The organism is Halobacterium jilantaiense, assembly GCF_900110535.1.
In the GTDB taxonomy this organism is placed as follows: domain Archaea; phylum Halobacteriota; class Halobacteria; order Halobacteriales; family Halobacteriaceae; genus Halobacterium; species Halobacterium jilantaiense.
The window spans coordinates 897,750-919,292 of the sequence record NZ_FOJA01000001.1; the positions used below are offsets into that span (position 1 = coordinate 897,750).

A 21,543-nucleotide genomic window follows, 5' to 3' on the forward strand; every position below is an offset into this window, starting at 1 on the left:
AACTGAAACCGAACACAATCAGGGCAGATGAGCACGGGGGAACTTCGGGACCCGACGGTTCGCCCCCGGTCGCTGTCGGGAGGCGACGAGTGACATGTACGAGCTAGGCGCGGCATTCTCGGGCGTGGAAGTACAGGAGGGCACGAACCTCCTGATCGAGGGACCGCCGATGAGCGGCAAGCGCGACCTCGGTTTCCAGATTCTGTCGGACGGCATCGAGGGCGGCGAGGGCGCTATCGTCGTCACGACGAAAGACGGCGCTGACCGCGTTCTCGAGGACTTCGCGGACCTCGTGGCCGCCCAGAATCCGACAATCGGCGTCGTCGACTGCGTGACGAAACAACAGGGGATGGGGACGCAGCGGGAGTCGGATCTGGTCCGGTACGCGTCGTCTCCGAACGACCTGACCGGCATCGGTATCGAGCTCTCGGAGCTGCTGCGGACGCTCTACGAGCAGCGCGGCGTGCAGAAGAACCGCATCCTCCTGCACTCGCTGTCGACGCTGCTGATGTACTCCGACCTCCAGACCGTCTTCCGGTTCATGCACGTGTTCACGGGCCGCGTGCAGTCCGCGGACGCCCTCGGCGCGTTCGTCGTCGACTCCACCGCCCACGACGAACAGACCGTGAGCACCCTCAAACAGCTGTTCGACGGCGTCATCTCGATTCAGGAACGCGACGACGGCTTCCGCGCGCGGCTGCTCGGCGTCGGCGACGACGACTCGTGGCGCGAGCTGTAGGCTTATCCTCGCGGCCGACGTAGCCGCGTCCATGCCAGTCGAATCCGACAGCGGTCTCGCCGACGTGTTCGACCTCGACAGCGTCGCGGTCGTCGGCTGCTCGTCGACGCCGGGGAAGGCCGCCCACGACATTCCGCGGTACCTCCGCGAGCACGGCTACGACGTGATTCCGGTGAATCCGTTCGCCGACGAGATATTCGGCCGGACGGCCTACGACTCGCTCTCCGGTGTCGAGGAGGACGTGGACGTAGTGGACGTGTTCCGGCCGAGCGAGGAAGTCGCCGGCATCGTCGACGAAGCCATCGACCGCGGGGACGTTCAGGTGGTCTGGCTGCAACTCGACATCACGGACGACAAGGCGGCGGCCCGGGCGGAGGACGCGGGGCTGCGCGTCGTCCAAGACAAGTGCATGAAGGTCGAACACCGGCGGCTGACGGCGTAAGGCGCGCGCCGAGATGCGTGGCTCTCACTACGTGCGAAGGCTGGGGGAGTTCTTTGCTGCGTCCGGCAGACGGTCCAGTGACTCGTGCGCTCTCGTTCCGGAGTCGGTCACGCGGTCCGCATCGCCGTAACCGAGTGGCGTCGAGCCCACCGACGGGCGAGCGACTCGTGGACGTGGCAAGTGCTCGTCCTCGTCGCCGTGGTGGGGAGTGCTGGTCTGGCGGGCGTTCGCGCCGTTTCCTTCGGCGCGCGCCTCTCCACGCGTCCCGCGCCACTAGACTCGGTCGCAGTCCTCGCGCTAGGCGGCTTCGTTACCGTCGCGTTCGCCGCGGCGCGGCAGTCGGTTCGAACGCTCGAACGCGCCGACGTCGAGCACCTCCGGGTACTGCTCCCCGACAATCAGGTGGCGGCCGGCATCGTGGCGACCGTCTCCGGGAAACTGGGCGTCGTCGCGACACCCCCGCTCGTCGCCGTGGCGGTCGGCGTCGGCGTCGGCACTGGATCGCTGCTCTCTGCGGCCACGACCCTGTCGGCGGGAGCGGCGCTGTTTCTGGTGGCTACGCTCGTCGGCGTCGCCGCTGCGTTCGGTGTCACCCTCCTCCAGCGGGTCTCGCCGCTCGCCCAAACGGCGACAGCGGCGTCGAGGCCCGTCGCGTTCGCCGTCGGCCTCCTGCTCTGGATGGTCGTCGTCACCGGACCGGTAGATGTGCCGTCGGTCGCACCCGTCGCCGCTGGGCTGCCGTCCGCGTGGTTCGTCGACCTCGCGCTCGCCGCCACGCCGGCGGCAAGCGGCGCTCGCGCCGCTGCCGCCGTCGGCATCACTCTCGTCGCTGTCCCCGCGACAGCGTGGGCTATCGTCGGCCTCGCAGAGCGCGCGTGGGCCGCGGACCACACAGGGAAACGGTCGACCGGTGGGTCGAAGCGAGTCCCGGGTGGAATCCTGGATACGGCCCTCGTCCGACGGCACGTCTCCCGGCCCGTCCGGACGGTGGCGAGCAAACGATGGGTGCAGGAGCGGCGCGTCCCCAGCGGCCTGTACGGTGTCGCGTACCTGCTCTTTTTCACGCCCGCGGTGTTTCTCCCCGCGTTCGCTGCCAAAGCCGTTCCCGGCGTGTCGCTCGTCGTCGCCGCGTTCCTCGTCGCGTCGTCGACGGGACTCGTCTTCGGGCTGCGGACGCTCGCCTCTGACTACCGGTCGCTCTCGGCGACGTTGACGGCGGTCCCGGCGTCCACGTTCGTTCGCGGCGTCCTCTTCGCCGGCGTCGCCAGTGGCGGCCCGGTCGTCGTCGCGACGACAGCCGTCCTCGGCGCTTTCAGTCCCCTGCACGCACTCGAACTCGCGATACTCGCTGTCGCGGGCGTCGCGCTCTGTGCGTGCAGCGTCGCGACCGGTGCCGCCCTCGCGTCCCGCATCAAGTACCTCGACTTCCAGCCGGTTCCGCTGCCGTTCACCGACGCCGTCGTCTACGATGTCGTCGGCCGGCGCGGCTTCGTTCACCTCGCCGCCGTCGTGGGCTTCACTGCACTGGTCTGCGTTCCACCGGGAATCGCGTACGGCCTGCGGTTCGCTCCGCAGACGGGGACTGTCGGCTATTCCTCCGGGGTGGGTATCGCCGCCCTCGCGCTGACGATAGTCGCGGCTGGAGCGAGTACACTGGTCGCGTACAGGCGCGCCGTGCGCCGAATCGAGAACTACACCCTTCCGTAGTGGAGCGAGCGGTTCGCAGCGTCTGAGCGGCGACGCTGGCCCTCAGCCCTCCCACTCCTCGTAGCTGCCGTAGACGCCCTTCGAGAGGTAGCGCTCGCTGGAGTCGGCGAAGACGGTGACGACGCAGTCGTGGGGGAGGTCGATGTCGCCGGCGGCCGCGCGCTCGGCGACATCGAGGGCCGCGAGGCTGTTCGCGGCGGCGCTGGACGCGACGAGCTGGCCTTCCTCGGCGGCGAGGCGCTGCATCTCCGCGTGCGTATCCTCGTCGAGAATCTGGACGATGTCGTCGACGAACTCGGGGTCGAACAGCTCGCTCGTCTCGGGGTTGTGGGTGCCGATACCCTCGGTCTTGTACTCGCCTTCGTCGAGGTCCTGTCCCTTCGTGGTGCCGTACAGCGAGCCCTGCGGTTCGACGGCGGTGACGTGGAGGTCCGACACCTGGTCGCGGAGGTACCGGCTCGTTCCCATCAGGGTACCGGCGGTGCCGCAGCCGGCGACGAACGCGCCGACCTCACCGTCGAGGGCCTCGTCGATCTCCGGGCCCGTCGTCTCGTAGTGCGCCTCGGCGTTCAGGGGGTTCGAGAACTGCTGGGGGACAACGGCGTCGTCGAGTTCCTCAGCGAGTTCGTGGGCGCGCTGGATGGCTCCGCCCATGCCGTCCTCGGTCGGCGTGTTGATGACGTCAGCGCCGAGCGCGCGCATCAGTTGCTGTTTCTCGACGCTGAAGCGCTCGGGCACGACGAAGACGGCGTCGACGTCGAGTTGGCCGGCGGCGACCGCGAAGCCGATGCCGGTGTTGCCGGCGGTCGGCTCCACGACGGTGCCGCCCTCGGGGAGTTTCCCGGATTCGAGCATCTGTTCGACCATGTACAGCCCGATGCGGTCTTTGATGCTCGCGCCGGGGTTGAACGACTCCAGTTTCGCGTACACCGGGACGTCGTCGGGCGCGGCCTGCACGCGCACGAGCGGCGTCTCGCCGACGGTGTCGAGCACGGACTCCAGCGGCCTCCGGTGGGTAGTCATCGAGTCGGTAATTTTTGCCTGCGTTCTTTAGTCGTTACCATCCGGGCCGCCCCCGGCCACTCGGACCCGCCGCCGCGCGCGTCGGCTGTGGGGGCGACCCGCTGCCGTCGGTCACTCGGCCTGACTCCCGCCGTCGGCGGCAGCCTCCGGTGCCGTCGCCGCGTCCTCGACCGCCGCCTCGACGTCGACGCCGTCCTGTTCGGCGAGCGCCTCGACGAGCGCGCGCTGCTCGGCGAGCTGGCGTTCCAGCGTTTCGACGCGGTCGTTCGTGTCCTCGACGGTGGTCCGGAGCGCGTCGACCTCGTTGCGGAGCTTCTCGAAGCGCTCGTAGAGCTGCTCGGCGTACTCGGTGACCTTCTGGAGCTTCTTCGCGGTGGAACCGAATCCCATACGACCCGCTAGCAGCCCCGGGTGGTTGACCGTTTCCCCTCCGACGGCCACGCCCGCGACAGGTCGGCGAGGAAGTCCGCGTACTCCTCGACGGCGGCGTCCCAGACCCCGCCACCCGCCCGGCAGGCCGCTTCGAGTTCGGCCAGCCGGGCGGCGTCGACGGGCGCGTCGGCGAGGTGGTGTTCGTTCGCCCGGACGAGCGCGTGCTCGTCGACGCCCAACACGAACACCGTCTGGTCGTAGCCGTCGGCCAGCGTCGGGTGGACGAAGTCCGCGAGACAGAGCAGGCTCGCCGCGTCGCCCCCGAAGTCGGTCGTCGTCGCCTCGTCGGCGGGGCCGTCGCGGTCGCGCTCGTACGCGGCCTGGAGGGCCTCGACCCACGCAGTCGGCTCCGCGTCGACGCCGATGCTGGCGTCCGGGTCGAAGTGGGGTGCCAGCCGGAACGCTGTCTGCATCACGCCGGTGGCGTCGTACTGCGTCCGGACGCGGCCGTCGTACCCGATGCCGTCGAGAAACGCCCGGTAGTCGTCGGCGAGGCCCCGGACGACGTCGAGGTCGCGGCCGCCCGCGGCGACCTTCTCGTAGTCGGCGAGCAGGAACTCGGTATCGAAGCCCGCCTCGCGCAGGCGCTTCACCGCGAACATCTGGGCGACGGTGCCGACGTGCGGCGGCCCCGTCAGTCCGGCGCTCGCCACGAACAGCGTCTCCTTGTCGGCCGCCTCGCGGAGCGCGTCCTCGTCGGTCGTCGCAGCGAACGCACGGTCGACGACCTCGGCGTCCACGTCGCCGATGTCGACGGTCGGACGGTCGTAGTCGAACACCTCGCGGAGGGTCTCGTAGTGGTTCGGTAGCGCGGACATACTCGGAGACACGACGGACTTCGACAAAGTGATAACGCGAGACACGGTAGCGAACACCATTCACGCGAACCCGAAAGGCCCTTAAGAACGACCCGGGTAGGTGAAAGTGGACTAGGCCGGGCGGTTTGGCTCCGCCCTCCACCCGTGAGACAGTCATCAGCGGGGGCCGAAACACGGGGAAGTCCGGCCGACGCGGTCGGGCCCCGGAAGCCAACGTGGAAGCCTCGTCCGTCGGGGACGGCGGTCCGCGGCGTGCACCCGCAGGGGCGTTACGTCGTGGTTCGACGGTGGCAGCCCGCCAGGCACGGAAGTGAGCAGCGGACCACCGAACGCCCGTCGCTCGACGGGTCGCGGGGTGGAGAAGGCGACCGGGACTACCCGGCCGGGAACGCCGGGCAACCCCGAGCGTCCACATTCATACTACCGTTTACGACCGAGAGCCGACGGCTCACGGTCGCAAAATCTACGCTAAAACCGCACAGCGGTGGCGCAATCGTTCTGGTCTGTCGGCCGGCTCGCGCTGGGCGCGACACTCCGGTCAGTCACTCCGTGCGCACGTCGAAGTCCATCCACTCGCGAGACTGGCCGGGGATGCCGCGGGCGCGTAACTCCTGGCCGGTCTCCGTCTCGCGAACGTCGATCCGTGCCGAACAGAACTGCGTGACTGTACTCACGGTCTGGTCGTCGTGCATCCCGGGGTCGATGAAGAACATGCCGATGCCGTCGACGGCGTCGATGCGGCCGGAGAGCGTGTGGACGAACCGCGAGACAGTCTTCAGGTCGCCGAACGACAGCAGCGTCGAGACCGAGAACAGCCCGGTGCGCACGCGCTCGATGCCGGTCTCCGTGAACGTCCGGTAGACGTCCGAGTACCGCATCCCGATGCCCGTCAGGTCCGAGGGGCCGGACACCGGCAGCACTCGGGCGGGCACGTCCGCTTCCTCGTCGCCGACGCAGTCCAGAATCGCCGCCCGGTCCTCGACCAGTTCGAAGCCGCTCCGGGCCCAGTCGTCGGCGATGCGGTCCGCGCGATGGTTCGTACTGATGAGAATAGACCCCTCGCTCGGTGGCCCGGAGAGCATCTGGAACCCGAGGTTCCGGGTACCGACGTGTGCGGGACCGGTGACAAGCACTGTCGTTCCCGGTCGGAGCGAGGCCAGCGGGAGGTCCGCGAACTCGTAGGCGTCACTCATCGTCGTCACCTCCGTCGGCCGGAGCGCGCTGCCGCAACGTCAACTGCTCCATCGCCTCGTCGCCGAGCATCGACAGGAGTTCGCGGTCCCTCTCGGGGAACGCTCGTGGCTCGTCGTCGTAGATACAGAACGTCCCGATTGCCTGCCCGTCGGGCGTCACGAGCGGCGCACTCGCGTAGAACCGCACGCCCGCGGCGTCCAGGGCCTCGTTGTCGGCGAACCGGGGGTCCGCCAAGACGTCTTCGACCACCATCACGTCCGTGTCGAGAATCGCGTACGTGCACGTGGTGTCCTCACGGTCCATCGGCTCGAAGGCGATACCGTGACACGAGAGGAACTTCTGGCTGTGGGCGTCGATGATACCGACCGCAGCCGCCTTCGCGTCGAACAGCTCCGTGGCAATCACCGTCAAGCGGTCCAGTGAGTCCCCGAGTTCGGCGGGGTCCGTCGCGTACTGTTCGAGCGCCGCGACGCGTGCGGCCTCGTCGTCCGGCAGCGGGTACGCGGTCTGACTGCGGAACGCCAGCGCGTGCTCGACGAGACCGAGCAGTTCCTCGCGGTCCTCGCCCTGTTTTCGCACGTACTCGGCGACGAGTGTGCCGAACGTCCCGGTGTCGACGTCGTCGAGCGGCGTCGTCGTGAACAGCACGCACGCCGCGTCCGGCGAGCGCTCGCGGACGCCCTCGGCGAGTTCCAGACCGGTGCCGTCGCCGAGGTCGTACTCCGTGACGAGGCAGTCCACGCTCGCTCGGTCGGCGAGCACGTCGCGTGCGTCGGCGAGTGACCCCGCGTGTTCGACGTCGAATCCGGCGTCGGCGAGCGCGACCGCGGTCCGCTCGCGGGCGGCCGCGTCGGGGTCGACGCAGAGAATCATACCCGCTGTTGCTGGTCCGCCCTCCTAAACGTTGGTACTCGTGGATTCACCGGACAGCTTCGCTAACGACCGAATATCCCGTCATTCCCGCAACACTCTCGCCGCAGTCGCGTGTCGTGACACGGCCACGCTGTCACGGGGTTCGTCCCGGTCGCCGAGAACCACAGCCGCCTTTATTGTCCGCGGTGCGGGAGGTGTGGGTATGTACGAGCGCATCCTGCTCGCGACGAACGGCGGTGTCGCATCGGAAGACGCCGAGGCGCACGCAATCGAACTCGCGGCGTCTATGGACGCCACGCTCCACGTCCTCTACGTCGTGGACGAAGCGGTGACGACCGCGTACAGCGGCGACGAGTACGTGGACGAAGCCGAGGGCCCGGAGCACGGCCTCGAAGAACACGGGCGGGAAACACTGGACGGTGTCCGCGAGCGGGCGTCGGAGGCCGGCGTCGAGACCATCGACGCGATGCGGTACGGCGACCCGGCCGAGGCGGTCGTGGCTTACGCCGACGACGAGGACGCCGACCTCCTGGTGCTCGGGACGAAGCGCCGGCCGGACGAGTACCGGTCGCTGCTCGGCAGCGTCACGGACCGCGTGGTTCGGCTCACGCACCGGCCGACCACGGTCGTCAAAACGGAGACGGCGGACTGACTGGACGGATTACGCTTCGAGGTTGTCGGTGACAGCCTCACCGGTCACCTCGACGTCCACGTCGCCGTCGAGCGTGCGGACGGGGTACGGGATGTCGATGCCCTCCTCGTCGAAGCGCTGCTTGACCGCGGTGACGTACTCGCCGCGGGTCTTCACGAAGTCGGACCGGGACGGATTCCCGATCCAGAACCGGGACTTGAGCCCGACGTAGGAGTCCCCGAGTTCGGTCAGCCGCACCGACACGGCGGGATCGTCGAGGATGTCCGGGTGCGCTTCGGCCTCCTCGACGATGATATCCGTCGCCGCCTCGATGTCGTCGTCGTAGCCGATGCCGAACATGAACTGGAGCCGGAGCTTGTCCTTCGCGACCGGATTCTTCACCACACCGTCGGTCAGCGTGGAGTTCGGCACCGTCAGTAGCTCGTTGTCGAACGTGCGGACCCGCGTGACGCGGAGGCTGATGTCCTCGACGATGCCCGAGTTGCCGTCCCACTCGATCCAGTCGCCGATGCGGAACGGCTCGTCCGTGTAGATGAACACGCCCGCGACGAAGTTCGCGATGACGTCCTGCATCGCGAACCCGATGGCGAGCGTCGCGGCCGCCGCGATGGTCGCGAGACTCGTCAGGAAGTTCCCGTAGCCCGCGAACCCGAACGCCACCGAGACGGCGACGAAGAGGACAGCGACGCTCACGATGCGCTTCAGCGGTCGTCGCGCGTGGGCGTCGAGGCTCCGGCGCTGAAGCACGCGCTCGAACAGCGGCTGGACGGCCAGCCGGCCGACGAGGTACACCGCCAGGAACGACACGACGAAGTACACTGCCTGAGTGACGGCGATAGCGTAGTCGCCGAGAGCACCCTGCAGACCCGGCAGCGGCTCGATGGCCATCACCGGTACACCGCCGTGTTGCCCCGCACGTCGATCACCTCGGTTCCCGTCCGCTCTGCGAGGTCCGCGGCGAGGTCGGCCGTCTCGTCACCGCCCCGGGCCGACCGGAGGAACTTCACCTTCACCACGTCGCGGTCGTCGAGCTGGTCGGACAGCTCTTCGACGACGGACTCGATACCGGCCTTCCCAACCCAGACGGTGACGTCTGCCTCGTGGGCTTTCGTCGCCAGGTCGTCGGACATTGTTACCCCTGCTTGCGGCCCGGGCTGTTTGAAGCTTGTTGCCTGGCCGTCCGGTTCCAGCGGGCTACACCGCGGTTCGTCGTCGAGAACTAACCGACGCTCGAACGCGGGCCGGCTGACGGGTCACTCGTAGGGGTAGCGGGCCTGGGTCCCGCAGTCGCAGGTGACGACGACGTGGCCGTTCCGGGTGCGGACGCGGGCGTTCCGACCGGGGACGAGGAAGGCGTCGCAGGCGTCGCAGGTGAACCGCCGGAACTCGCGGGGGAGCCGGAGGCGGTTGCGTTCCGCGAGCCGACGAGCGAGTCGGACGTACTCGCGGGCGCGATCGTCGTCGCCGGCGCGCGCCGTCGCTCGGGCGAGCGCGTGCAGGCGGTCGATGCGTTCGGCCGCGATGGACATACCGGCTCTCGGTCTGTGCGGCCCAAGACAGTTCCGGTAGGGTTATCGGCGGCCACCAGCATCCACCGATTGATGCGAGCGCTGAACTACCTCGAACTGGAGGACGCCGTCCGGGGCGGGATGGTGACGGCGACCCGCCAGCAGCGGAAAGCGCTCTCCACGACTGACGTCGAGGTAGTCGAGACGCCCTGGCGCGCCGGCAACCCCGTGCAGTCTCTGGGCACCCTGTTCGCGGGCGAGGGCTACTTCACCGACGTCGACCTCGCGCACTGCAACCTCGTCGGCCCGGGCAGCGTCGCAGTCGCCCGGCACGCGAGACGCGAGGACATCCCCCTGATTCTGCACGCACACGTTACTAAGGAGGACTTCGCGCAGTCCTTCCGGGGGTCGAGCAGAGTCGCGCCCGCCCTCGAACCCTACCTGCGGTGGTTCTACTCGCAGGCCGACCTCGTGCTCTGCCCGAGCGAGTACACGAAAGGCGTGCTGGAGTCGTACCCCGTGGACGCCCCCATCCGCCAGATCTCGAACGGCGTGGACGTCGAGAGCATGCAGGGGTACGAGCAGTTCCGCGAGGAGACCCGGGCGCGCTTCGACCTCGACGGCATGGTGGTGTACGCCGTCGGCGAGGTGTTCGAGCGCAAGGGCCTGACGATGTTCTGCGAACTCGCGAAAGACACCGACTACGACTTCGCGTGGTTCGGCCCGTACGACGAGGGACCGCAGGCCGGGACCGCGACGCGCCACTGGGTGAACAATCCGCCCGAGAACGTGACGTTCACCGGGTTCATGGAGGACAAGCGCGCGGCGTTCGGCGCGGGCGACGTCTACCTCTTCCCGGCGAAAGTCGAGAACCAGGGCATCGCCGTCCTGGAAGCGATGGCCTGCGGGAAGCCGGTCGTCCTCCGGGACATCGACGTGTTCCGGGAGTTCTTCACGGACGGCGAGGACTGCCTGATGTGTTCGACGTTCGAGGAGTTCCGGGAAGCGCTCGAACGCCTCGCCGACGACCCCGACCTGCGGCAGCGCCTCGGCGAGAACGCCCGCGAGACGGCCGAATCCCACAGCCTGGACCGAATCGGTGACGAACTGGCCGACGTCTACGACGCGCTCCTCGACGGCAACGTCGAGCGAGCCGCGTCGGGCGACGCCGTGGAGGGGTAGCGTGAGCGGAGCCCTGCCGACCGTCGCCGCGTTCACTGACTCCTACCTGCCGACGGTCAACGGCGTGACGTACACCGTCTCCTCGTGGCACGAGGAGTACCAGTCCCGGGACGGCCGGATGCCCGTCGTCTACCCGAAGTCGAGTCACACGCCCGGAAAGGGCGAACACCCGGTGTCGAGCCTGCCGTTCCCGTTCTACGACGGCTACCGGATGGCGCTGCCGAGCACGCCGGACGCGGTCCGGGACGCCGACGTCGTTCACGCCCACACGCCGTTCGGCCTAGGGCTCGCGGGCCTCCGGCTGGCGCGCCGGAGCGACACCCCGCTGGTCGCGACCTACCACACGCCGACCGCCGAGTACGCCGAGTACGTCGGTCCGGACGCGCTCACGGGTGTCGTGCGGGCCGCCAGCGAGCGCTACGAACGGTGGTTCCTCGGGCACGCCGACCTCGTGCTCTGCCCGAGCGAGCGCACGTGTGAGACGGTTCGAGCCCTCGGCGTCGACACGCCCGTCGAGGTGATGCCGAACGGCGTCGACACCCAGCACTTCCGCCCGACCGACCCCACGGCGTTCCTCTCGCGCCACGACCTCCCGACGGACGAGCCGCTGGTCGGGTACACGGGCCGGCACGGCTACGAGAAGCGGCTCTCGGACCTGCTCGCGGCCGCCGAAGACCTCGACGTCACAGTCGTGTTCGGCGGCGACGGCCCCGCGCGCGACGACCTCGAAGCCGAAGCCGCAGAGCGCGACGTCGACGCCCGCTTCCTCGGGTTCCTCGACCGCGACGAGCTGCCGGCGTTCTACTCGGCGCTGGACGCGTTCGCGTTCCCGAGCCCCGTCGAGACGGAGGGGCTGGTCGCGCTGGAGGCCAACGCCTGCGGCACGCCCGTCGCGGGCGTCGACGCGGGCGCGCTCTCCGAGACGATTCTCGACGGCGAGACCGGCTACCACTACGGCGAGGGGAGCATCCCGGGGTTCCGGCGCGCGATACGGCGGACGCTGGACGACTGCGACCGGCTCGCGGAGAACTGCCTGGCGCGCCGTGAAGAAGCAGGCGTGGGACGCGCCATCGACCGGCTCGCGGCCCGCTACCGCGACCTCCTGTAACTCCTCACCGGAAGCGCGCTCAGTCTTCGAGCGCGTTCGCGATACGGTCGAGCTTGTTGTTCGTGCGCTCGACTTCCTTGCGGAGCATCTCCAGTTCGCGCTCGACTTTCTCGCTGGTGCCGCTGTCGCCGGACTCCTCGCCGGGGCCGCCGCCCATCCCCGGCGGGCCGCCACCGCCGCCCATCATGCCGCCCATCATCTGCGCGAACGGATTGCCGCCACCACCGCCGCCGCCGCCCATGCCGGGCGGACCGCCCGCACCGCCGCCCATCGCGTCCTTCATGCGCTCGCGGGGGTCTTCGCCGTCGCCCTCGTCGCGCTCTTCGGCTCGCTCCTGGCGAATCTCCTCGACGCGCTCCCGGAAGGACTTCTCCTCCCCGTCGTCGCCGTTCTCGGCGTCCGATTGGTCTGGTTCGTCGTCTGCCATACCTCACGATTCGCCGCCCGCATTGAAAAAAGCCGGCTTCCGGAGACGGCGGCCGGAAGACCCATGCCGGATTCGGGAGAACGCCGACGCGTGCAGTCCCGCTGGCCCGCCCTGCTGGTCGTCGGGTTCGTCCTGCTCGCTGGCTGTGGGGGAACCGGCCCCACGGGCGTCACCCCCGAGAACCCGCAGACGACGTACGTGCCCGCCGAGACAACGACCGCGTCGTCGCCGCCTGCCCTCACCGTCCTGCACAGCGGCGACGGCCCGACGACGGTGCGGGTGACACTCGGCTCCGTGCCGACCGGGACGACGTTCTACGAGCGCGAGACGACCATGGACCCCGGCTCACAGCTCTACCTGACGAGCGAAGTCGCCGACCGCGACCAGTACCGGATTACGGTGTCGACAGCGAACGCGACTCACACCCACGACGTGTACGCCGGCGAGGGGTACGTCGTGACTGTCGCGAACGACTCGGCCATCGACGGCCGCCACACGACGGACTAGAACGCGCCGAGGCTGGACTGGACGTCCCGGTCGTCGGCACCCGCCGTGAGGTCGTGGCCGACGAGGTCCCGCATGTCGACGCCGTAGGTGGTCCCCTGCCGGTCCAGCAGGAGGACGCGCCCCTTCGTCCCGCGAACGGTCCCAGTGAGCATCGTCTCCGCGACCGGCCGGCTGTCCACGTCGACGCCGTAGTCGAAGGCGAACTCCTCGATGGGGTCGAAGTCGTCGACCAGGGCTTGCCACGCCTCGTCGTCGACCGACTCGCCGAAGCCGTCGAGTTTAGTGGGGACGCGCACGCGGTCGGGGATTCGGTCGGCGATGCCGGCCTCGATACGGCGGGCGCGCCGGCCGTCCTCGACGGTCCGGATGTGCGCCGCGCGGTCGGCACCCTGCTCGCGGAGCCGGGTGTCGAGTCGCCACGAGCGCGTCACGCCCACCTTGAACGTGTCCGGCGCGAACGCCGCGAGGTAGACCGCGTGCTCCTCGTGACACGAGTCCAGCGGCATCGCGCAGTTCCCGGTGCAGCGCGCACACGGCCACGTCGAGGTGTGTTCGTCGCAGTACGGAGCGTCCGGGCGCTGGCAGGTCCGGTGGCCGTCGCTGCCGCGGTCGACGCCCGCGCAGTGGCGGTCGCCCAGCGTGTAGGCCAGTTCGTTCCCGGCCACCAGCGGGACGCGGTCGACCTCGCCCGCATCGGCGACGCGGAGGGCTGCCGGCCCGCCGCCCGGAGTCGTCTCGTACCCGACGACTTGCACGCGACGACGTATGACGGTCCCAGATAAAGCGGTGGCGCTCCCGGGCAGGCAGCGCGCGGCGGTGACACCGCCGTCACCGGGTGGCACGGACGCCCGCGAGCCCTTTTCCGCCGTCAACGACTAGACGAGGTATGGCAGACGACTCCATCCCGGTCAGCGCCGACGTGCCCGACAGCCCGTTCCGAACCACCGGCACCGACCACGTCACGGTCTGGGGGAGCAACGCCGAGGAGACCATCGCGTTCTACCGCGACCTGCTCGGGATGCCGCTCGTGATGCGGCAGCCGAACCTCGACGACCCCTCGCAGACCCACCTGTTCTTCGACACGGGCGACGGCCGCATCCTCACCGTATTCGTCAGCGACGAGCGGTCCTCGAACCGCGGCCGCCTCCGCACGCAGGTCGGCGGCGTCCGGTAGATGAGGCCGTTGTCCTCGAGGCCGCTGATGGCCGGGGACGTGCTCGCGGGCGAGCAGCCGACCATTCCAGAGGGGATGAAGACGTTCTCCGCGACGGAGATGGTGACCTCCGAGGACGCCGCGCCCGTCACCGCCGGGTAACCGCCGGCGCGGAGCGACTGTGCGGCGGACTGCGCCGCGTTCGGGTCGGTCTGGGTGTCCTGGACCGAGAAGTCCAGTTCGAAGTCGGTCTCGCCTTCCAGCACGGTCTGCGGGAGGATGGCACCGTTACGAATCGGGCCACCGAGGTCCGCGAGGTCGCCCGTGGTGGGCAGCAACACGCCTTGCTTGATGGTGCGGTCCATGGAGCCGCCACCGTCGGACTCCGTCGTCGTGGTGTCTCCACCGCCGCCCCCGCCTGATTCCGTCGTTGTGTCGTCATCACCGCTGTCGCCGTCACCGCCGCCGTCTCCGGTACAGCCTGCGAGTCCCGCGATGCCGGCTGCGCCGAGGCCGCGAATGACGTTGCGTCGATTGATTCGTTGAGCCATACCACGAGGTTGCGTGGGTACGGTATAAATTCGTTGTGCCTGTGTCACAAACTCTCATTGACCACACTACACCCGTGGGGTCCCTGCGTACACTTTTCAGAGCGCGCTACGAGGGACGTGTATGACTGCCAGACGGTTTCTCATCGTGTCGGCCGACGCCGCCCTCGCGACGGACCTCGCGTGGCAACTCCACCGCGAAGGCCACGACGTCAGACACTACGTCGAAGCGGACAGCGACCGGGACATCGGTGACGGGTTCGTCACACGGAGCGAGGACTGGCGTTCGGACGCCGACTGGGCGGACGTCGTCGTCTTCGACGATATCTGGGTCGGCGACGAAGTCGGGACCGGCGCGCTCGCCGAGGAACTCCGCGAACAGGGAACGGCCGTCGTCGGCGGGACACCGAACACCGACCGCCTCGAGGAAGACCGCGGGTACGCCATGGACGTCCTCGAATCGCAGGGCGTGAACACCATCGACCACCGCGTGTTCACCGACTTCGGCGCGGCCATCGAGTTTGTCGAAGCGAACCCCGCTCCCTACGTCGTGAAGCCGCTCGGCGAAGTCCAGAACGTCAAACGGCTGCTGTACGTCGGCGACGAGGACGACGGCAGCGACGTCGTCGACGTCCTGCGCGCTTACGAGACGGCCTGGGGTCACCGCATGAAGGGGTTCCAGCTCCAGCGCAAGGTCGAGGGCGTCGAGGTGGCGGTCTGTGGCTTCTTCGACGGGAACTCGTTCGTCGACCGGGTGAACTTCAACTTCGAGCACAAGAAACTGTTCCCGGGGAACGTCGGCCCGTCGACCGGCGAGATGGGGACGTCGATGTTCTGGGCGGGGCGCAACCGACTGTTCGCCGAGACGCTCGGCAAGCTCGAGGGGTGGCTCGCCGACGAGGGGTACGTCGGCAGCATCGACGTGAACTGCATCGTCAACGACTCCGGCATCTACCCCCTGGAGTTCACGCCGCGGTTCGGCTACCCGACCATCGCGCTCCAGGAGGAATCCTTCGAGTCGCCGACCGGCGAGTTCTTCTACGACCTCGCACACGGCAACGACCCCGACCTCGACGTCCATCAGGGGTTCCAGGTCGCGGTGCGCGTCGTCCTCCCGCCGTTCCCGTTCGACGACGAGCAGACGTACGACGAGAACTCGCGGAACGCCGCCGTCGTCTTCGAGACGGACAGCCGCGAGGGCTACCACCTCGAGGACGCGAAGCGCGTCGACGGCCAGTGGCGGGCCGCCGGCGAGAGCGGGATGCCGCTGGTCGTCACCGGGAAGGGCGAGACGATGCAGGCCGCCCGCGAGCAGTGCTACGACTGCGTCGACGCGATCACGATGCCGAACATGTACTACCGGGACGACATCGGGGAGCGCTGGGTCGGCGGTGACGGCGACCGCCTCCAGGCCTGGGGTTACCTCGGTCCGGCCTGACCGCCCGCATTTTCGTCGCGCTCTCGGCCGCCGAGCCCGAGTTCCTCACGGAGCAGCCCGACCGCGTCCTCGACGCCCCCAGTGTTTGCCAGGTAACCGACGCCGACGCCGACCTTCGCGGCCTTCGCGGCAGTTCCACGGACGACGCTCGGCCCGATCTGGGCGACGGCACCGTCCCCGACTGACACCAGCCAGCCGGGCGACTCGAAGGTGTAGCGCTGTCGCGGCCGGACGTCGCCGTCGCGGCGGTCCGCCACGAGGGACGCGACGTTCGCCGCGGCGACCCTCGCTTCCCGGACTGCGGTCTGCGCGCTCGCCGGGACGGCCGACCCCTCGGCGTCGACGACGCGCGCCGCATCACCCACGACGACCGTGTGGTCGTCTGCGGTAAGGTCCGCTCGCACCGACGGCCGCTCCCCGCCGAGGGCGTCCGGGCCCTGAATGCCGCCCGTCCACACGAACAGGTCGCTGGGAACCGACCCGTCGGCCGTCTCGACTGCGTCCCCGGTGGCGCTGGTGACCGTCACACCAGTCCGCACGTCCACGTTCTCCAGCAGCAGCTCCTCGCGGACCGCCTCCTGGAACTTCGGCGGGAAGGACGGTGCCACCCGGTCGGCCTGCTCTAAGAGCACCACGTCCACGGAATCACCCGCGTCGGCGTCTCGCGCGAACGCCGCGAGCTCGCCGGCCGTCTGGACGCCAGAGAGACCCGCCCCGCCCACGACAGCGGTGCCGCCCGATTCGAGCACGCCCTCGAAGCGCGCCCGAATCGCTTCCGCGTCCGCCAGCCGCTTCACCGGGAACGAGTGCTCTTCCACGCCCGGGAGCCCGTAGTAGGCAGTCTCCGCGCCGAGACAGACCGCTGCCACGTCGTACTCGAGGCTGCGGCCGTCGGCGAACTCCACGACGCAGTCGTTCTGGTCCACCTCGCTCACGCGACCCTGTTGAACGCGCGCCCGGTCGAAGATGTCGCGCAGCGGCACGCGAACGTCGTCCGCGAGCCCGGGTCGCCGTATCACGCGGTGGAGTTCGTGCTGGACGAGGTGGTAGTCGTGTTCGTCGACGACGACCAGGTCCACGTCCTCCGGGAGAGTGTCTTCCAGTCGACCGGCGACCACGATACCCGCGTAGCCAGCGCCGAGCACGACGACTCGCATACCCCCGTCTTGGGACGGACGAGGGAAAACCGTATGCCCGGCGGCGAGACCGACGTCAGAAGATGGCGTCGTCGACGACGTGGGCGGGGCCGCCGACCTCCCAGACGTCGGTGTCGACCCCGCAGTCCGCGATGGTCGCCTCGACCTCGTCGGCGTGCTCGGCTCGCGTGTTCACGTAGACGGTCGCGCCGGTGTCCGTCGAGAAGTACGCGGGCACGCCGTCCTCGCGGAGGTCGCGGACGGCCTCGAAGATTTCGAGGGTCTCGGGCTGCCAGTACACCCACCCCGAGGGACCAGTCATCGTGGTCGCGGCAAGCGACAGCGAGTCGTGTTCCGCCGTCTCGAACGTGCGCTCGAAGTCGCCCTCGCGGAGCGAGTCACGCACCACGCCGAGCTGGTGGTGAATGTGCGCCAGCCGGGCCTCGAACATGTGGCTGTCTTCGGCCTCGTCGTGGGCGGCCTGCGTCTCCTTGTACGCCGGTACCTTCCCGATGACGATGCGGAGGTCGTCCGCGAGGTCGTCGTCTACGTCGAGGCGCTCGCTCCGGCAGTCCTCGTCGTTCATTCCCGCGTGGAGGTCCGAGAAGCCGCCCGTGACCGCGCGCGCCGCCGACGCCGACCCGCGGCGCGCGATGGCCGACACGTCCGGCAGCGTGAGGTCGAGGTCGAGCGCCTCGACGCACGCCAGCGCCGCCGCCGCGAACCCGGACGCCGACGACCCGAGGCCGATGTTCGTCTGGAAGTTGTTCTCGCTCTCCAGACGGACGCGGTGGTCGACGCCCGCGCGCCGCCGGGCCTCGTCGACGACGGACCGGATGCGGTCAGCCCCGCTCCCGTCGACCGTCTCGCCGTCCACGACGTACACGTCCTCCTCGCGGTCCGGGTCGAACGCGGCCGTCGTCGTCGTGTTCGACGGCGCGGTGCAGACGCTGATGGAGTCGTGGTACGGGAACCGGAGGTCGTGGTCCCGCATCCCGTGGTACTTCACCAGTCCCTGAATCGGGTGCGCTCGAGCGGTCGCTTTCATACCACGTAGCCGGATTGTCGCGCGCATAAACGTCCCGGAAGCCGGCCAGCGCGCCCGCCCGCCGGACGACGCCCCGTACTCGAACGTTCGCCCGCTTCCGGTACAGCGAAGGGCGGCGGCGCACAGGCGACAGTATGGGCACACGTCTGGAGTCGGGGGAAGCGCAGGCCGTAGAGGTAATCGACCGCCTCTCCGAGGCGTATCCGGAGCCGGAGATCTCGCTGACGTTCTCGAACCGGATGGAACTGCTCGTCGCCGTAATCCTCTCCGCACAGTGCACGGACGAGCGCGTGAACAAGGAGACCGAACACCTCTTCGAGACGTACGAGACCGTCGAAGACTACGCGAACGCCGACGAGGAGGAACTCGCGGAGGACCTGAACTCCATCACGTACTACAACAGCAAGGCGGGCTACATCAAGAGCGCCGCGCAGGCCATCCGCGACGAGCACGACGGCGAGGTCCCGGACACGATGAGCGAGCTGACCGACCTCTCCGGCGTCGGCCGGAAGACGGCGAACGTCGTCCTCCAGCACGGCCACGACATCACGGAAGGCATCGTCGTCGACACGCACGTCCAGCGGCTCTCGCGGCGGCTCGGCATCACCGAGGAGGAGCGGCCGGAGGCCATCGAGGAGGACCTGATGCCGGTGGTGCCCCGCGAACACTGGAAGAACTACACGCACTGGCTCATCGCGCACGGCCGAGAGACGTGTACGGCGCGGAACCCCGACTGCGCGGACTGCGTCCTCTCGGACATCTGTCCGTCCTCGAAGGCGGACAGCGACGTGGACCTCGCGGACGGCAGCGAGTGGTAACACCGTTCCGTCCGGCGGTAAGTCGACGTTTGTCCCCGGTTCACCGGGGATGAAACCGCGATTTTAGCTTCACGAGACGTTTTACTGGAGGGGGACGAATCCCCAGTCGATGACAGCGAACCGTCTACTCCCGGGCGGGTCGTCCGTGGAGCGCGGCGAGGGCTCGGAGGTCGTGAGCATCCGGGAGGACGCCGCCGACGAGGTCTTCGAGGCGCTGTCCTCGGGGACCGCCCGCGAGATTCTCGCGGCGCTCTACGAGGACCCCGATACGGCGTCGAGCGTCGCCGACCGCGTCGACACGTCCCTGCAGAACGCGAGCTACCACATCGAGAAGCTCGTCGACGCGGACCTGGTAGAGGTCGCGGACACGTGGTACTCCGAGCAGGGCCGGGAGATGAAGGTGTACGCGCCAGCGAGCGACTCGCTGGTGCTGTTCGCGTCCGACGAGTCGTCGGCCCCTGCGCTCAAAGACCGGCTGCTGCGGCTGCTCGGCGTGGTCGGCATCCTCGGCGCGGCGAGCTTCGTGGTCCAGCGGCTGGTCGGCGGCCAGGCGTCCGACGGACAGGCCGCCACCACCGGGGGAGGTGAGGGCGGTGGATTCCAGCTCGCCTCCAAGGAAAGCGTCGACGCAAATACGACGGCCCAGCAGACGGTGGAAAAGGCTGCAGATTCGGAGGCCACCGACTTCGTCGCGGAGGCAGCCGACGCCGTCGCGGGTGGCGTCCCACCGGGCCTGCTGTTCTTCGCTGGCGGCCTGCTGATGCTGGCTGTCGTCCTCGGATTCTCTTGGTACCGCGGCCGCTAAATCGGAATCTCGTTGTACCGCATCGCGTACCGGACGACGCCGAGCACCCACGCGACGAGCCAGCAGCCGACGTACCCGACGACGCCGCCGCGCAGCCGCATCCGCCAAGCGCCCATGTTCTCGTGAATCTCGTCGATTTCGATGTCCCGGTCCGGGTCGTTGTAGAGGTTGTACTCGCGCTTCGCGCGGAGGATTGGGACGATGCCCGTGAGCGCGAACGCGAGGAACGCGTACGCCTGCACGCCGAAGAAAGCGTGGAGAGCAGCGAACCCGCCGAGCTGGTCGAACAGCCGGGGAATCATCCAGACGGCGACGGGCACCGTGTTGAGTGTGAGGCCGACGAAGATGTACGAGAGGTGGTGGCGGAGCACGCCCCACGTCACCGGTTCGGCGTCGATGATGATCCACGCGCCGTAGATGTAGAAGGGGAAACTCAGCGTGACGAGCAACCCGGCGACGGTGGCGACCGCCACGTCCTCGACCATGTGTGGTCCTTCGGCCGACGGGACAAAACCGGTTCGACTCGCGGCCCACAAGACGTATGCCGAATCTGGGGGAACGGCCGAACATGTCCCCGAGGCGCGTGCTGCTGGTCGCCCTCCTCGTCGCGGTCGCCGGCTGCACCGGTGATGGTCCGTCCGGTGGCGTCGGCGACGACACGACTACAACGACGGCCGCTGCCACGACCGCGCCGACGACCGGTGAGACAATCGAACCGCACACAGCACACGGAACGTCGCACACCAGTCGCCACCTCACCGTGCAAGCGTGGCACGACGCCGAGAACGTCACCGTCACGCTCGCACCCGAGGGAGACACCGAGCAGTTCGCTGTTCGGGCGGGCGAGGAGCGCTCGTTCACCAGAAGTATTCACGAGCGCGGGCACGGCGTGCACGTCGTCGTCGAACGGGACGGCGAAGTCGTGTACGAGGCCTCCGTCCTGGCCTACCAGTACCACCGGGTGACTGTCCGCGAGAACGAGACGAGCGTCACGAAGGCAGTCACGTAGGTCGGTCGGAAGCGTTTACACGCTCGGACCGCAACCCTCAGGGGATGACGGACTCCAGCGCCGGCGGAGACGAGTCCGAGCCGTCGGGTGACGACACCCCGCCGGACGGACGCGAGCCGGACCCGGAGCGAGCGCAAGTAACCCCGAGCGAGGTCGCGGCGGACGTCGACGAGGAGTACGACTTCGAGGAGTTCGGCCCCGGACAGATGGCCGATATGACCGCCGAGGAGTGGGAGGCGGCCTTCGACCCGGACACCTGGATTACAGGGGCAGACCTCCTCGACCGCGTGGAAGCCGACCTCAGGCACCGCGTCGCCACGCGCGACGTGTTCGCCGTCGTCGAGCGCGACAGCATCGACGGCGAACCGGTCGTACTCGCGTACTCCGACGAGGGGTACGGCGTCGTCTACGACGACGGCACCGTCGAGGGGTCGGGGACGGTGCTTCGGGACGTGAAACCGACTGTCGCGCTCTGCTCGATGGACGACTACGACGTTCCCGAACCGCCGGAAGGGGCCGGCCTCCCGGACCCTCGAGAGATACCCGAGGGCAGCGGCGGCTTCGGAACGTCGCTGCTGAAGTACGTCGGCATCGCTCAGCTGGTGGCCGGCGTCCTGCTGTTCTTCGCGCCGTTCGTCTACGACCCCATCGTGCGCGGCTGCCCGTCCGTCCCGGACTCGGCCGCACACGCCTGTTCAGTCGCGGGGACGACACTGACGCTCCACCCGCTCGGTGACTCCGCAGTCATCGCCGCCATCGCCGGCGTCGGATTCGTCGCCTTCGGCGTGTTCATGCTCACACTCGTCGCGAACGCGCGCCTCTCGGACCGCTTCCGGGCCGAAGAGTTCCGGAACCGCCTCCGCTCGGCGGGCGTCGGTGGCGGAGAGCGGCCGCCGTTCGTCCCCGAGACCGACGGCTACGACGAGAGTGCGGAACCGGGCGAAGAAGCCCCGTAAGCCGCCGATACTGGCCTCGT

At 68.9% G+C, this 21,543-nt stretch carries 25 protein-coding genes, 1 other RNA gene and 1 pseudogene; 14 read left to right on the forward strand and 13 right to left on the reverse strand.

Annotated elements, in window-relative coordinates:
- The first annotated feature begins 94 nt into the window (after nt 1-94).
- The 3 genes from BMW35_RS04545 to BMW35_RS04555 all read left to right on the forward strand — a co-directional run bounded on the left by BMW35_RS04545 (nt 95) and on the right by BMW35_RS04555 (nt 2,888).
- Entirely contained in the window at nt 95-739 is a 645-nt protein-coding gene (locus BMW35_RS04545; RefSeq protein ID WP_089668197.1) for an RAD55 family ATPase, read from the forward strand.
- 31 nt (nt 740-770) lie between these two features.
- The gene (locus BMW35_RS04550; RefSeq protein WP_089668198.1) at nt 771-1,181 is read left to right on the forward strand and encodes a CoA-binding protein; all 411 of its coding nucleotides are present in this window, start codon (nt 771-773) and stop codon (nt 1,179-1,181) included.
- Nucleotides 1,182-1,361: 180 nt separating this feature from the next.
- On the forward strand, nt 1,362-2,888 hold the full coding sequence (locus BMW35_RS04555) for a hypothetical protein (protein ID WP_089668199.1): 1,527 nt from the start codon (nt 1,362-1,364) through the stop codon (nt 2,886-2,888).
- 42 nt (nt 2,889-2,930) lie between these two features.
- Here BMW35_RS04555 and BMW35_RS04560 read toward each other — a convergent pair whose 3' ends face one another.
- The 3 genes from BMW35_RS04560 to BMW35_RS04570 all read right to left on the reverse strand — a co-directional run bounded on the left by BMW35_RS04560 (nt 2,931) and on the right by BMW35_RS04570 (nt 5,161).
- Nucleotides 2,931-3,911 (reverse strand): PLP-dependent cysteine synthase family protein, encoded by a 981-nt coding sequence (locus BMW35_RS04560; protein WP_089668200.1) that lies wholly within the window; start codon nt 3,909-3,911, stop codon nt 2,931-2,933.
- A gap of 111 nt (nt 3,912-4,022) precedes the next feature.
- On the reverse strand, nt 4,023-4,301 hold the full coding sequence (locus BMW35_RS04565) for a DUF5798 family protein (protein ID WP_089668201.1): 279 nt from the start codon (nt 4,299-4,301) through the stop codon (nt 4,023-4,025).
- Nucleotides 4,302-4,309: 8 nt separating this feature from the next.
- On the reverse strand, nt 4,310-5,161 hold the full coding sequence (locus BMW35_RS04570; protein ID WP_089668202.1) for a nucleotidyl transferase family protein: 852 nt from the start codon (nt 5,159-5,161) through the stop codon (nt 4,310-4,312).
- 104 nt (nt 5,162-5,265) lie between these two features.
- Here BMW35_RS04570 and ffs point away from each other — a divergent pair.
- Nucleotides 5,266-5,576, forward strand: an RNA gene (gene ffs, locus BMW35_RS04575) — signal recognition particle sRNA.
- Nucleotides 5,577-5,703: 127 nt separating this feature from the next.
- On the opposite strand, the gene BMW35_RS04580 is transcribed toward ffs, so the two are convergent.
- A complete protein-coding gene (locus tag BMW35_RS04580) occupies nt 5,704-6,354 on the reverse strand; it encodes a DUF7504 family protein (protein WP_143052151.1) in 651 nt (216 codons plus the stop codon).
- Nucleotides 6,347-7,228 carry a GAF domain-containing protein gene (locus tag BMW35_RS04585; protein WP_089668204.1) on the reverse strand — a complete coding sequence of 294 codons (882 nt, stop codon included), beginning with the start codon at nt 7,226-7,228 and terminating at the stop codon, nt 6,347-6,349. Before BMW35_RS04585 ends, BMW35_RS04580 begins: the two co-directional genes overlap by 8 nt.
- A gap of 202 nt (nt 7,229-7,430) precedes the next feature.
- Here BMW35_RS04585 and BMW35_RS04590 point away from each other — a divergent pair, with 202 nt between their 5' ends.
- On the forward strand, nt 7,431-7,880 hold the full coding sequence (locus BMW35_RS04590) for a universal stress protein (RefSeq protein WP_089668205.1): 450 nt from the start codon (nt 7,431-7,433) through the stop codon (nt 7,878-7,880).
- A gap of 9 nt (nt 7,881-7,889) precedes the next feature.
- Here BMW35_RS04590 and BMW35_RS04595 read toward each other — a convergent pair whose 3' ends face one another.
- The 3 genes from BMW35_RS04595 to BMW35_RS04605 form a co-directional block, all read right to left on the reverse strand.
- Nucleotides 7,890-8,768 (reverse strand): mechanosensitive ion channel family protein, encoded by an 879-nt coding sequence (locus BMW35_RS04595; protein WP_089668206.1) that lies wholly within the window; start codon nt 8,766-8,768, stop codon nt 7,890-7,892.
- Nucleotides 8,768-9,010 carry a YhbY family RNA-binding protein gene (locus BMW35_RS04600; RefSeq protein ID WP_089668207.1) on the reverse strand — a complete coding sequence of 81 codons (243 nt, stop codon included), beginning with the start codon at nt 9,008-9,010 and terminating at the stop codon, nt 8,768-8,770. The genes BMW35_RS04595 and BMW35_RS04600 overlap by 1 nt, the downstream gene beginning before the upstream one ends.
- Before the next feature lie 123 nt (nt 9,011-9,133).
- The gene (locus BMW35_RS04605) at nt 9,134-9,409 is read right to left on the reverse strand and encodes a ribonuclease P protein component 4 (protein WP_089668208.1); all 276 of its coding nucleotides are present in this window, start codon (nt 9,407-9,409) and stop codon (nt 9,134-9,136) included.
- 72 nt (nt 9,410-9,481) lie between these two features.
- On the opposite strand from BMW35_RS04605, the gene BMW35_RS04610 reads away from it, so the two are divergent.
- Both BMW35_RS04610 and BMW35_RS04615 read left to right on the forward strand, forming a co-directional pair.
- Nucleotides 9,482-10,570, forward strand: a complete 1,089-nt coding sequence (locus BMW35_RS04610; protein ID WP_177170770.1) for a glycosyltransferase family 4 protein — start codon at nt 9,482-9,484, stop codon at nt 10,568-10,570.
- Nucleotide 10,571: 1 nt separating this feature from the next.
- Entirely contained in the window at nt 10,572-11,678 is a 1,107-nt protein-coding gene (locus tag BMW35_RS04615) for a glycosyltransferase (protein ID WP_089668210.1), read from the forward strand.
- A gap of 19 nt (nt 11,679-11,697) precedes the next feature.
- On the opposite strand, the gene BMW35_RS04620 is transcribed toward BMW35_RS04615, so the two are convergent.
- Nucleotides 11,698-12,105 carry a hypothetical protein gene (locus BMW35_RS04620; protein ID WP_089668211.1) on the reverse strand — a complete coding sequence of 136 codons (408 nt, stop codon included), beginning with the start codon at nt 12,103-12,105 and terminating at the stop codon, nt 11,698-11,700.
- 90 nt (nt 12,106-12,195) lie between these two features.
- On the opposite strand from BMW35_RS04620, the gene BMW35_RS04625 reads away from it, so the two are divergent.
- Nucleotides 12,196-12,612, forward strand: coding sequence for a hypothetical protein (locus BMW35_RS04625; protein WP_089668212.1), 417 nt, complete (start codon nt 12,196-12,198; stop codon nt 12,610-12,612).
- Here the strand turns inward: BMW35_RS04625 and BMW35_RS04630 are convergent.
- Nucleotides 12,609-13,367: a DUF2797 domain-containing protein gene (locus BMW35_RS04630; protein ID WP_089668213.1), complete on the reverse strand. Its 759-nt coding sequence runs from the start codon at nt 13,365-13,367 to the stop codon at nt 12,609-12,611. The two genes, BMW35_RS04625 and BMW35_RS04630, sit on opposite strands and share 4 nt — an antisense overlap.
- A 131-nt stretch (nt 13,368-13,498) precedes the next feature.
- Here BMW35_RS04630 and BMW35_RS04635 point away from each other — a divergent pair.
- Nucleotides 13,499-13,780: pseudogene (locus BMW35_RS04635) on the forward strand (VOC family protein); the annotation flags it as partial.
- Between the two features lie 657 nt (nt 13,781-14,437).
- Nucleotides 14,438-15,751 (forward strand): phosphoribosylglycinamide synthetase C domain-containing protein, encoded by a 1,314-nt coding sequence (locus BMW35_RS04640; RefSeq protein WP_089668214.1) that lies wholly within the window; start codon nt 14,438-14,440, stop codon nt 15,749-15,751.
- Here the strand turns inward: BMW35_RS04640 and BMW35_RS04645 are convergent.
- Together BMW35_RS04645 and mvaD are read right to left on the reverse strand one after the other, a co-directional pair.
- Nucleotides 15,733-16,908 (reverse strand): NAD(P)/FAD-dependent oxidoreductase, encoded by a 1,176-nt coding sequence (locus tag BMW35_RS04645; RefSeq protein WP_089668215.1) that lies wholly within the window; start codon nt 16,906-16,908, stop codon nt 15,733-15,735. The genes BMW35_RS04640 and BMW35_RS04645 overlap by 19 nt on opposite strands.
- Nucleotides 16,909-16,963: 55 nt before the next feature.
- Nucleotides 16,964-17,935, reverse strand: a complete 972-nt coding sequence (gene mvaD, locus BMW35_RS04650) for a phosphomevalonate decarboxylase MvaD (protein WP_089668216.1) — start codon at nt 17,933-17,935, stop codon at nt 16,964-16,966.
- Between the two features lie 134 nt (nt 17,936-18,069).
- On the opposite strand from mvaD, the gene nth reads away from it, so the two are divergent.
- Together nth and BMW35_RS04660 are read left to right on the forward strand one after the other, a co-directional pair.
- Complete coding sequence (gene nth, locus BMW35_RS04655; protein ID WP_089668217.1) at nt 18,070-18,753, forward strand: endonuclease III; 684 nt, start codon at nt 18,070-18,072, stop codon at nt 18,751-18,753.
- A 109-nt stretch (nt 18,754-18,862) separates the two neighbouring features.
- On the forward strand, nt 18,863-19,558 hold the full coding sequence (locus tag BMW35_RS04660; RefSeq protein ID WP_089668218.1) for an ArsR/SmtB family transcription factor: 696 nt from the start codon (nt 18,863-18,865) through the stop codon (nt 19,556-19,558).
- On the opposite strand, the gene BMW35_RS04665 is transcribed toward BMW35_RS04660, so the two are convergent.
- The gene (locus BMW35_RS04665; protein WP_089668219.1) at nt 19,555-20,043 is read right to left on the reverse strand and encodes a DUF7321 family protein; all 489 of its coding nucleotides are present in this window, start codon (nt 20,041-20,043) and stop codon (nt 19,555-19,557) included. The two genes, BMW35_RS04660 and BMW35_RS04665, sit on opposite strands and share 4 nt — an antisense overlap.
- Before the next feature lie 83 nt (nt 20,044-20,126).
- On the opposite strand from BMW35_RS04665, the gene BMW35_RS04670 reads away from it, so the two are divergent.
- Together BMW35_RS04670 and BMW35_RS04675 are read left to right on the forward strand one after the other, a co-directional pair.
- On the forward strand, nt 20,127-20,567 hold the full coding sequence (locus tag BMW35_RS04670; RefSeq protein WP_089668220.1) for a hypothetical protein: 441 nt from the start codon (nt 20,127-20,129) through the stop codon (nt 20,565-20,567).
- A gap of 44 nt (nt 20,568-20,611) precedes the next feature.
- Entirely contained in the window at nt 20,612-21,523 is a 912-nt protein-coding gene (locus BMW35_RS04675; protein WP_089668221.1) for a DUF7319 domain-containing protein, read from the forward strand.
- Nucleotides 21,524-21,543 lie beyond the last annotated feature (20 nt).

What these genes read in the sequence shown, in the direction of transcription:
- BMW35_RS04645 (WP_089668215.1), bottom strand. Translation starts at nt 16,908, where the DNA reads ATGCGAGTCGTCGTGCTCGGCGCTGGCTACGCGGGTATCGTGGTCGCC.
- nth (WP_089668217.1), top strand. Translation starts at nt 18,070, where the DNA reads ATGGGCACACGTCTGGAGTCGGGGGAAGCGCAGGCCGTAGAGGTAATC.
- BMW35_RS04600 (WP_089668207.1), bottom strand. Translation starts at nt 9,010, where the DNA reads ATGTCCGACGACCTGGCGACGAAAGCCCACGAGGCAGACGTCACCGTC.
- mvaD (WP_089668216.1), bottom strand. Translation starts at nt 17,935, where the DNA reads ATGAAAGCGACCGCTCGAGCGCACCCGATTCAGGGACTGGTGAAGTAC.
- BMW35_RS04665 (WP_089668219.1), bottom strand. Translation starts at nt 20,043, where the DNA reads ATGGTCGAGGACGTGGCGGTCGCCACCGTCGCCGGGTTGCTCGTCACG.
- BMW35_RS04580 (WP_143052151.1), bottom strand. Translation starts at nt 6,354, where the DNA reads ATGAGTGACGCCTACGAGTTCGCGGACCTCCCGCTGGCCTCGCTCCGA.
- BMW35_RS04640 (WP_089668214.1), top strand. Translation starts at nt 14,438, where the DNA reads ATGACTGCCAGACGGTTTCTCATCGTGTCGGCCGACGCCGCCCTCGCG.
- BMW35_RS04675 (WP_089668221.1), top strand. Translation starts at nt 20,612, where the DNA reads ATGACGGACTCCAGCGCCGGCGGAGACGAGTCCGAGCCGTCGGGTGAC.
- BMW35_RS04590 (WP_089668205.1), top strand. Translation starts at nt 7,431, where the DNA reads ATGTACGAGCGCATCCTGCTCGCGACGAACGGCGGTGTCGCATCGGAA.
- BMW35_RS04565 (WP_089668201.1), bottom strand. Translation starts at nt 4,301, where the DNA reads ATGGGATTCGGTTCCACCGCGAAGAAGCTCCAGAAGGTCACCGAGTAC.
- BMW35_RS04585 (WP_089668204.1), bottom strand. Translation starts at nt 7,228, where the DNA reads ATGATTCTCTGCGTCGACCCCGACGCGGCCGCCCGCGAGCGGACCGCG.
- BMW35_RS04570 (WP_089668202.1), bottom strand. Translation starts at nt 5,161, where the DNA reads ATGTCCGCGCTACCGAACCACTACGAGACCCTCCGCGAGGTGTTCGAC.
- BMW35_RS04670 (WP_089668220.1), top strand. Translation starts at nt 20,127, where the DNA reads ATGTCCCCGAGGCGCGTGCTGCTGGTCGCCCTCCTCGTCGCGGTCGCC.
- BMW35_RS04550 (WP_089668198.1), top strand. Translation starts at nt 771, where the DNA reads ATGCCAGTCGAATCCGACAGCGGTCTCGCCGACGTGTTCGACCTCGAC.
- BMW35_RS04545 (WP_089668197.1), top strand. Translation starts at nt 95, where the DNA reads ATGTACGAGCTAGGCGCGGCATTCTCGGGCGTGGAAGTACAGGAGGGC.
- BMW35_RS04620 (WP_089668211.1), bottom strand. Translation starts at nt 12,105, where the DNA reads ATGGCAGACGACGAACCAGACCAATCGGACGCCGAGAACGGCGACGAC.
- BMW35_RS04660 (WP_089668218.1), top strand. Translation starts at nt 18,863, where the DNA reads ATGACAGCGAACCGTCTACTCCCGGGCGGGTCGTCCGTGGAGCGCGGC.
- BMW35_RS04595 (WP_089668206.1), bottom strand. Translation starts at nt 8,768, where the DNA reads ATGGCCATCGAGCCGCTGCCGGGTCTGCAGGGTGCTCTCGGCGACTAC.
- BMW35_RS04560 (WP_089668200.1), bottom strand. Translation starts at nt 3,911, where the DNA reads ATGACTACCCACCGGAGGCCGCTGGAGTCCGTGCTCGACACCGTCGGC.
- BMW35_RS04605 (WP_089668208.1), bottom strand. Translation starts at nt 9,409, where the DNA reads ATGTCCATCGCGGCCGAACGCATCGACCGCCTGCACGCGCTCGCCCGA.
- BMW35_RS04610 (WP_177170770.1), top strand. Translation starts at nt 9,482, where the DNA reads ATGCGAGCGCTGAACTACCTCGAACTGGAGGACGCCGTCCGGGGCGGG.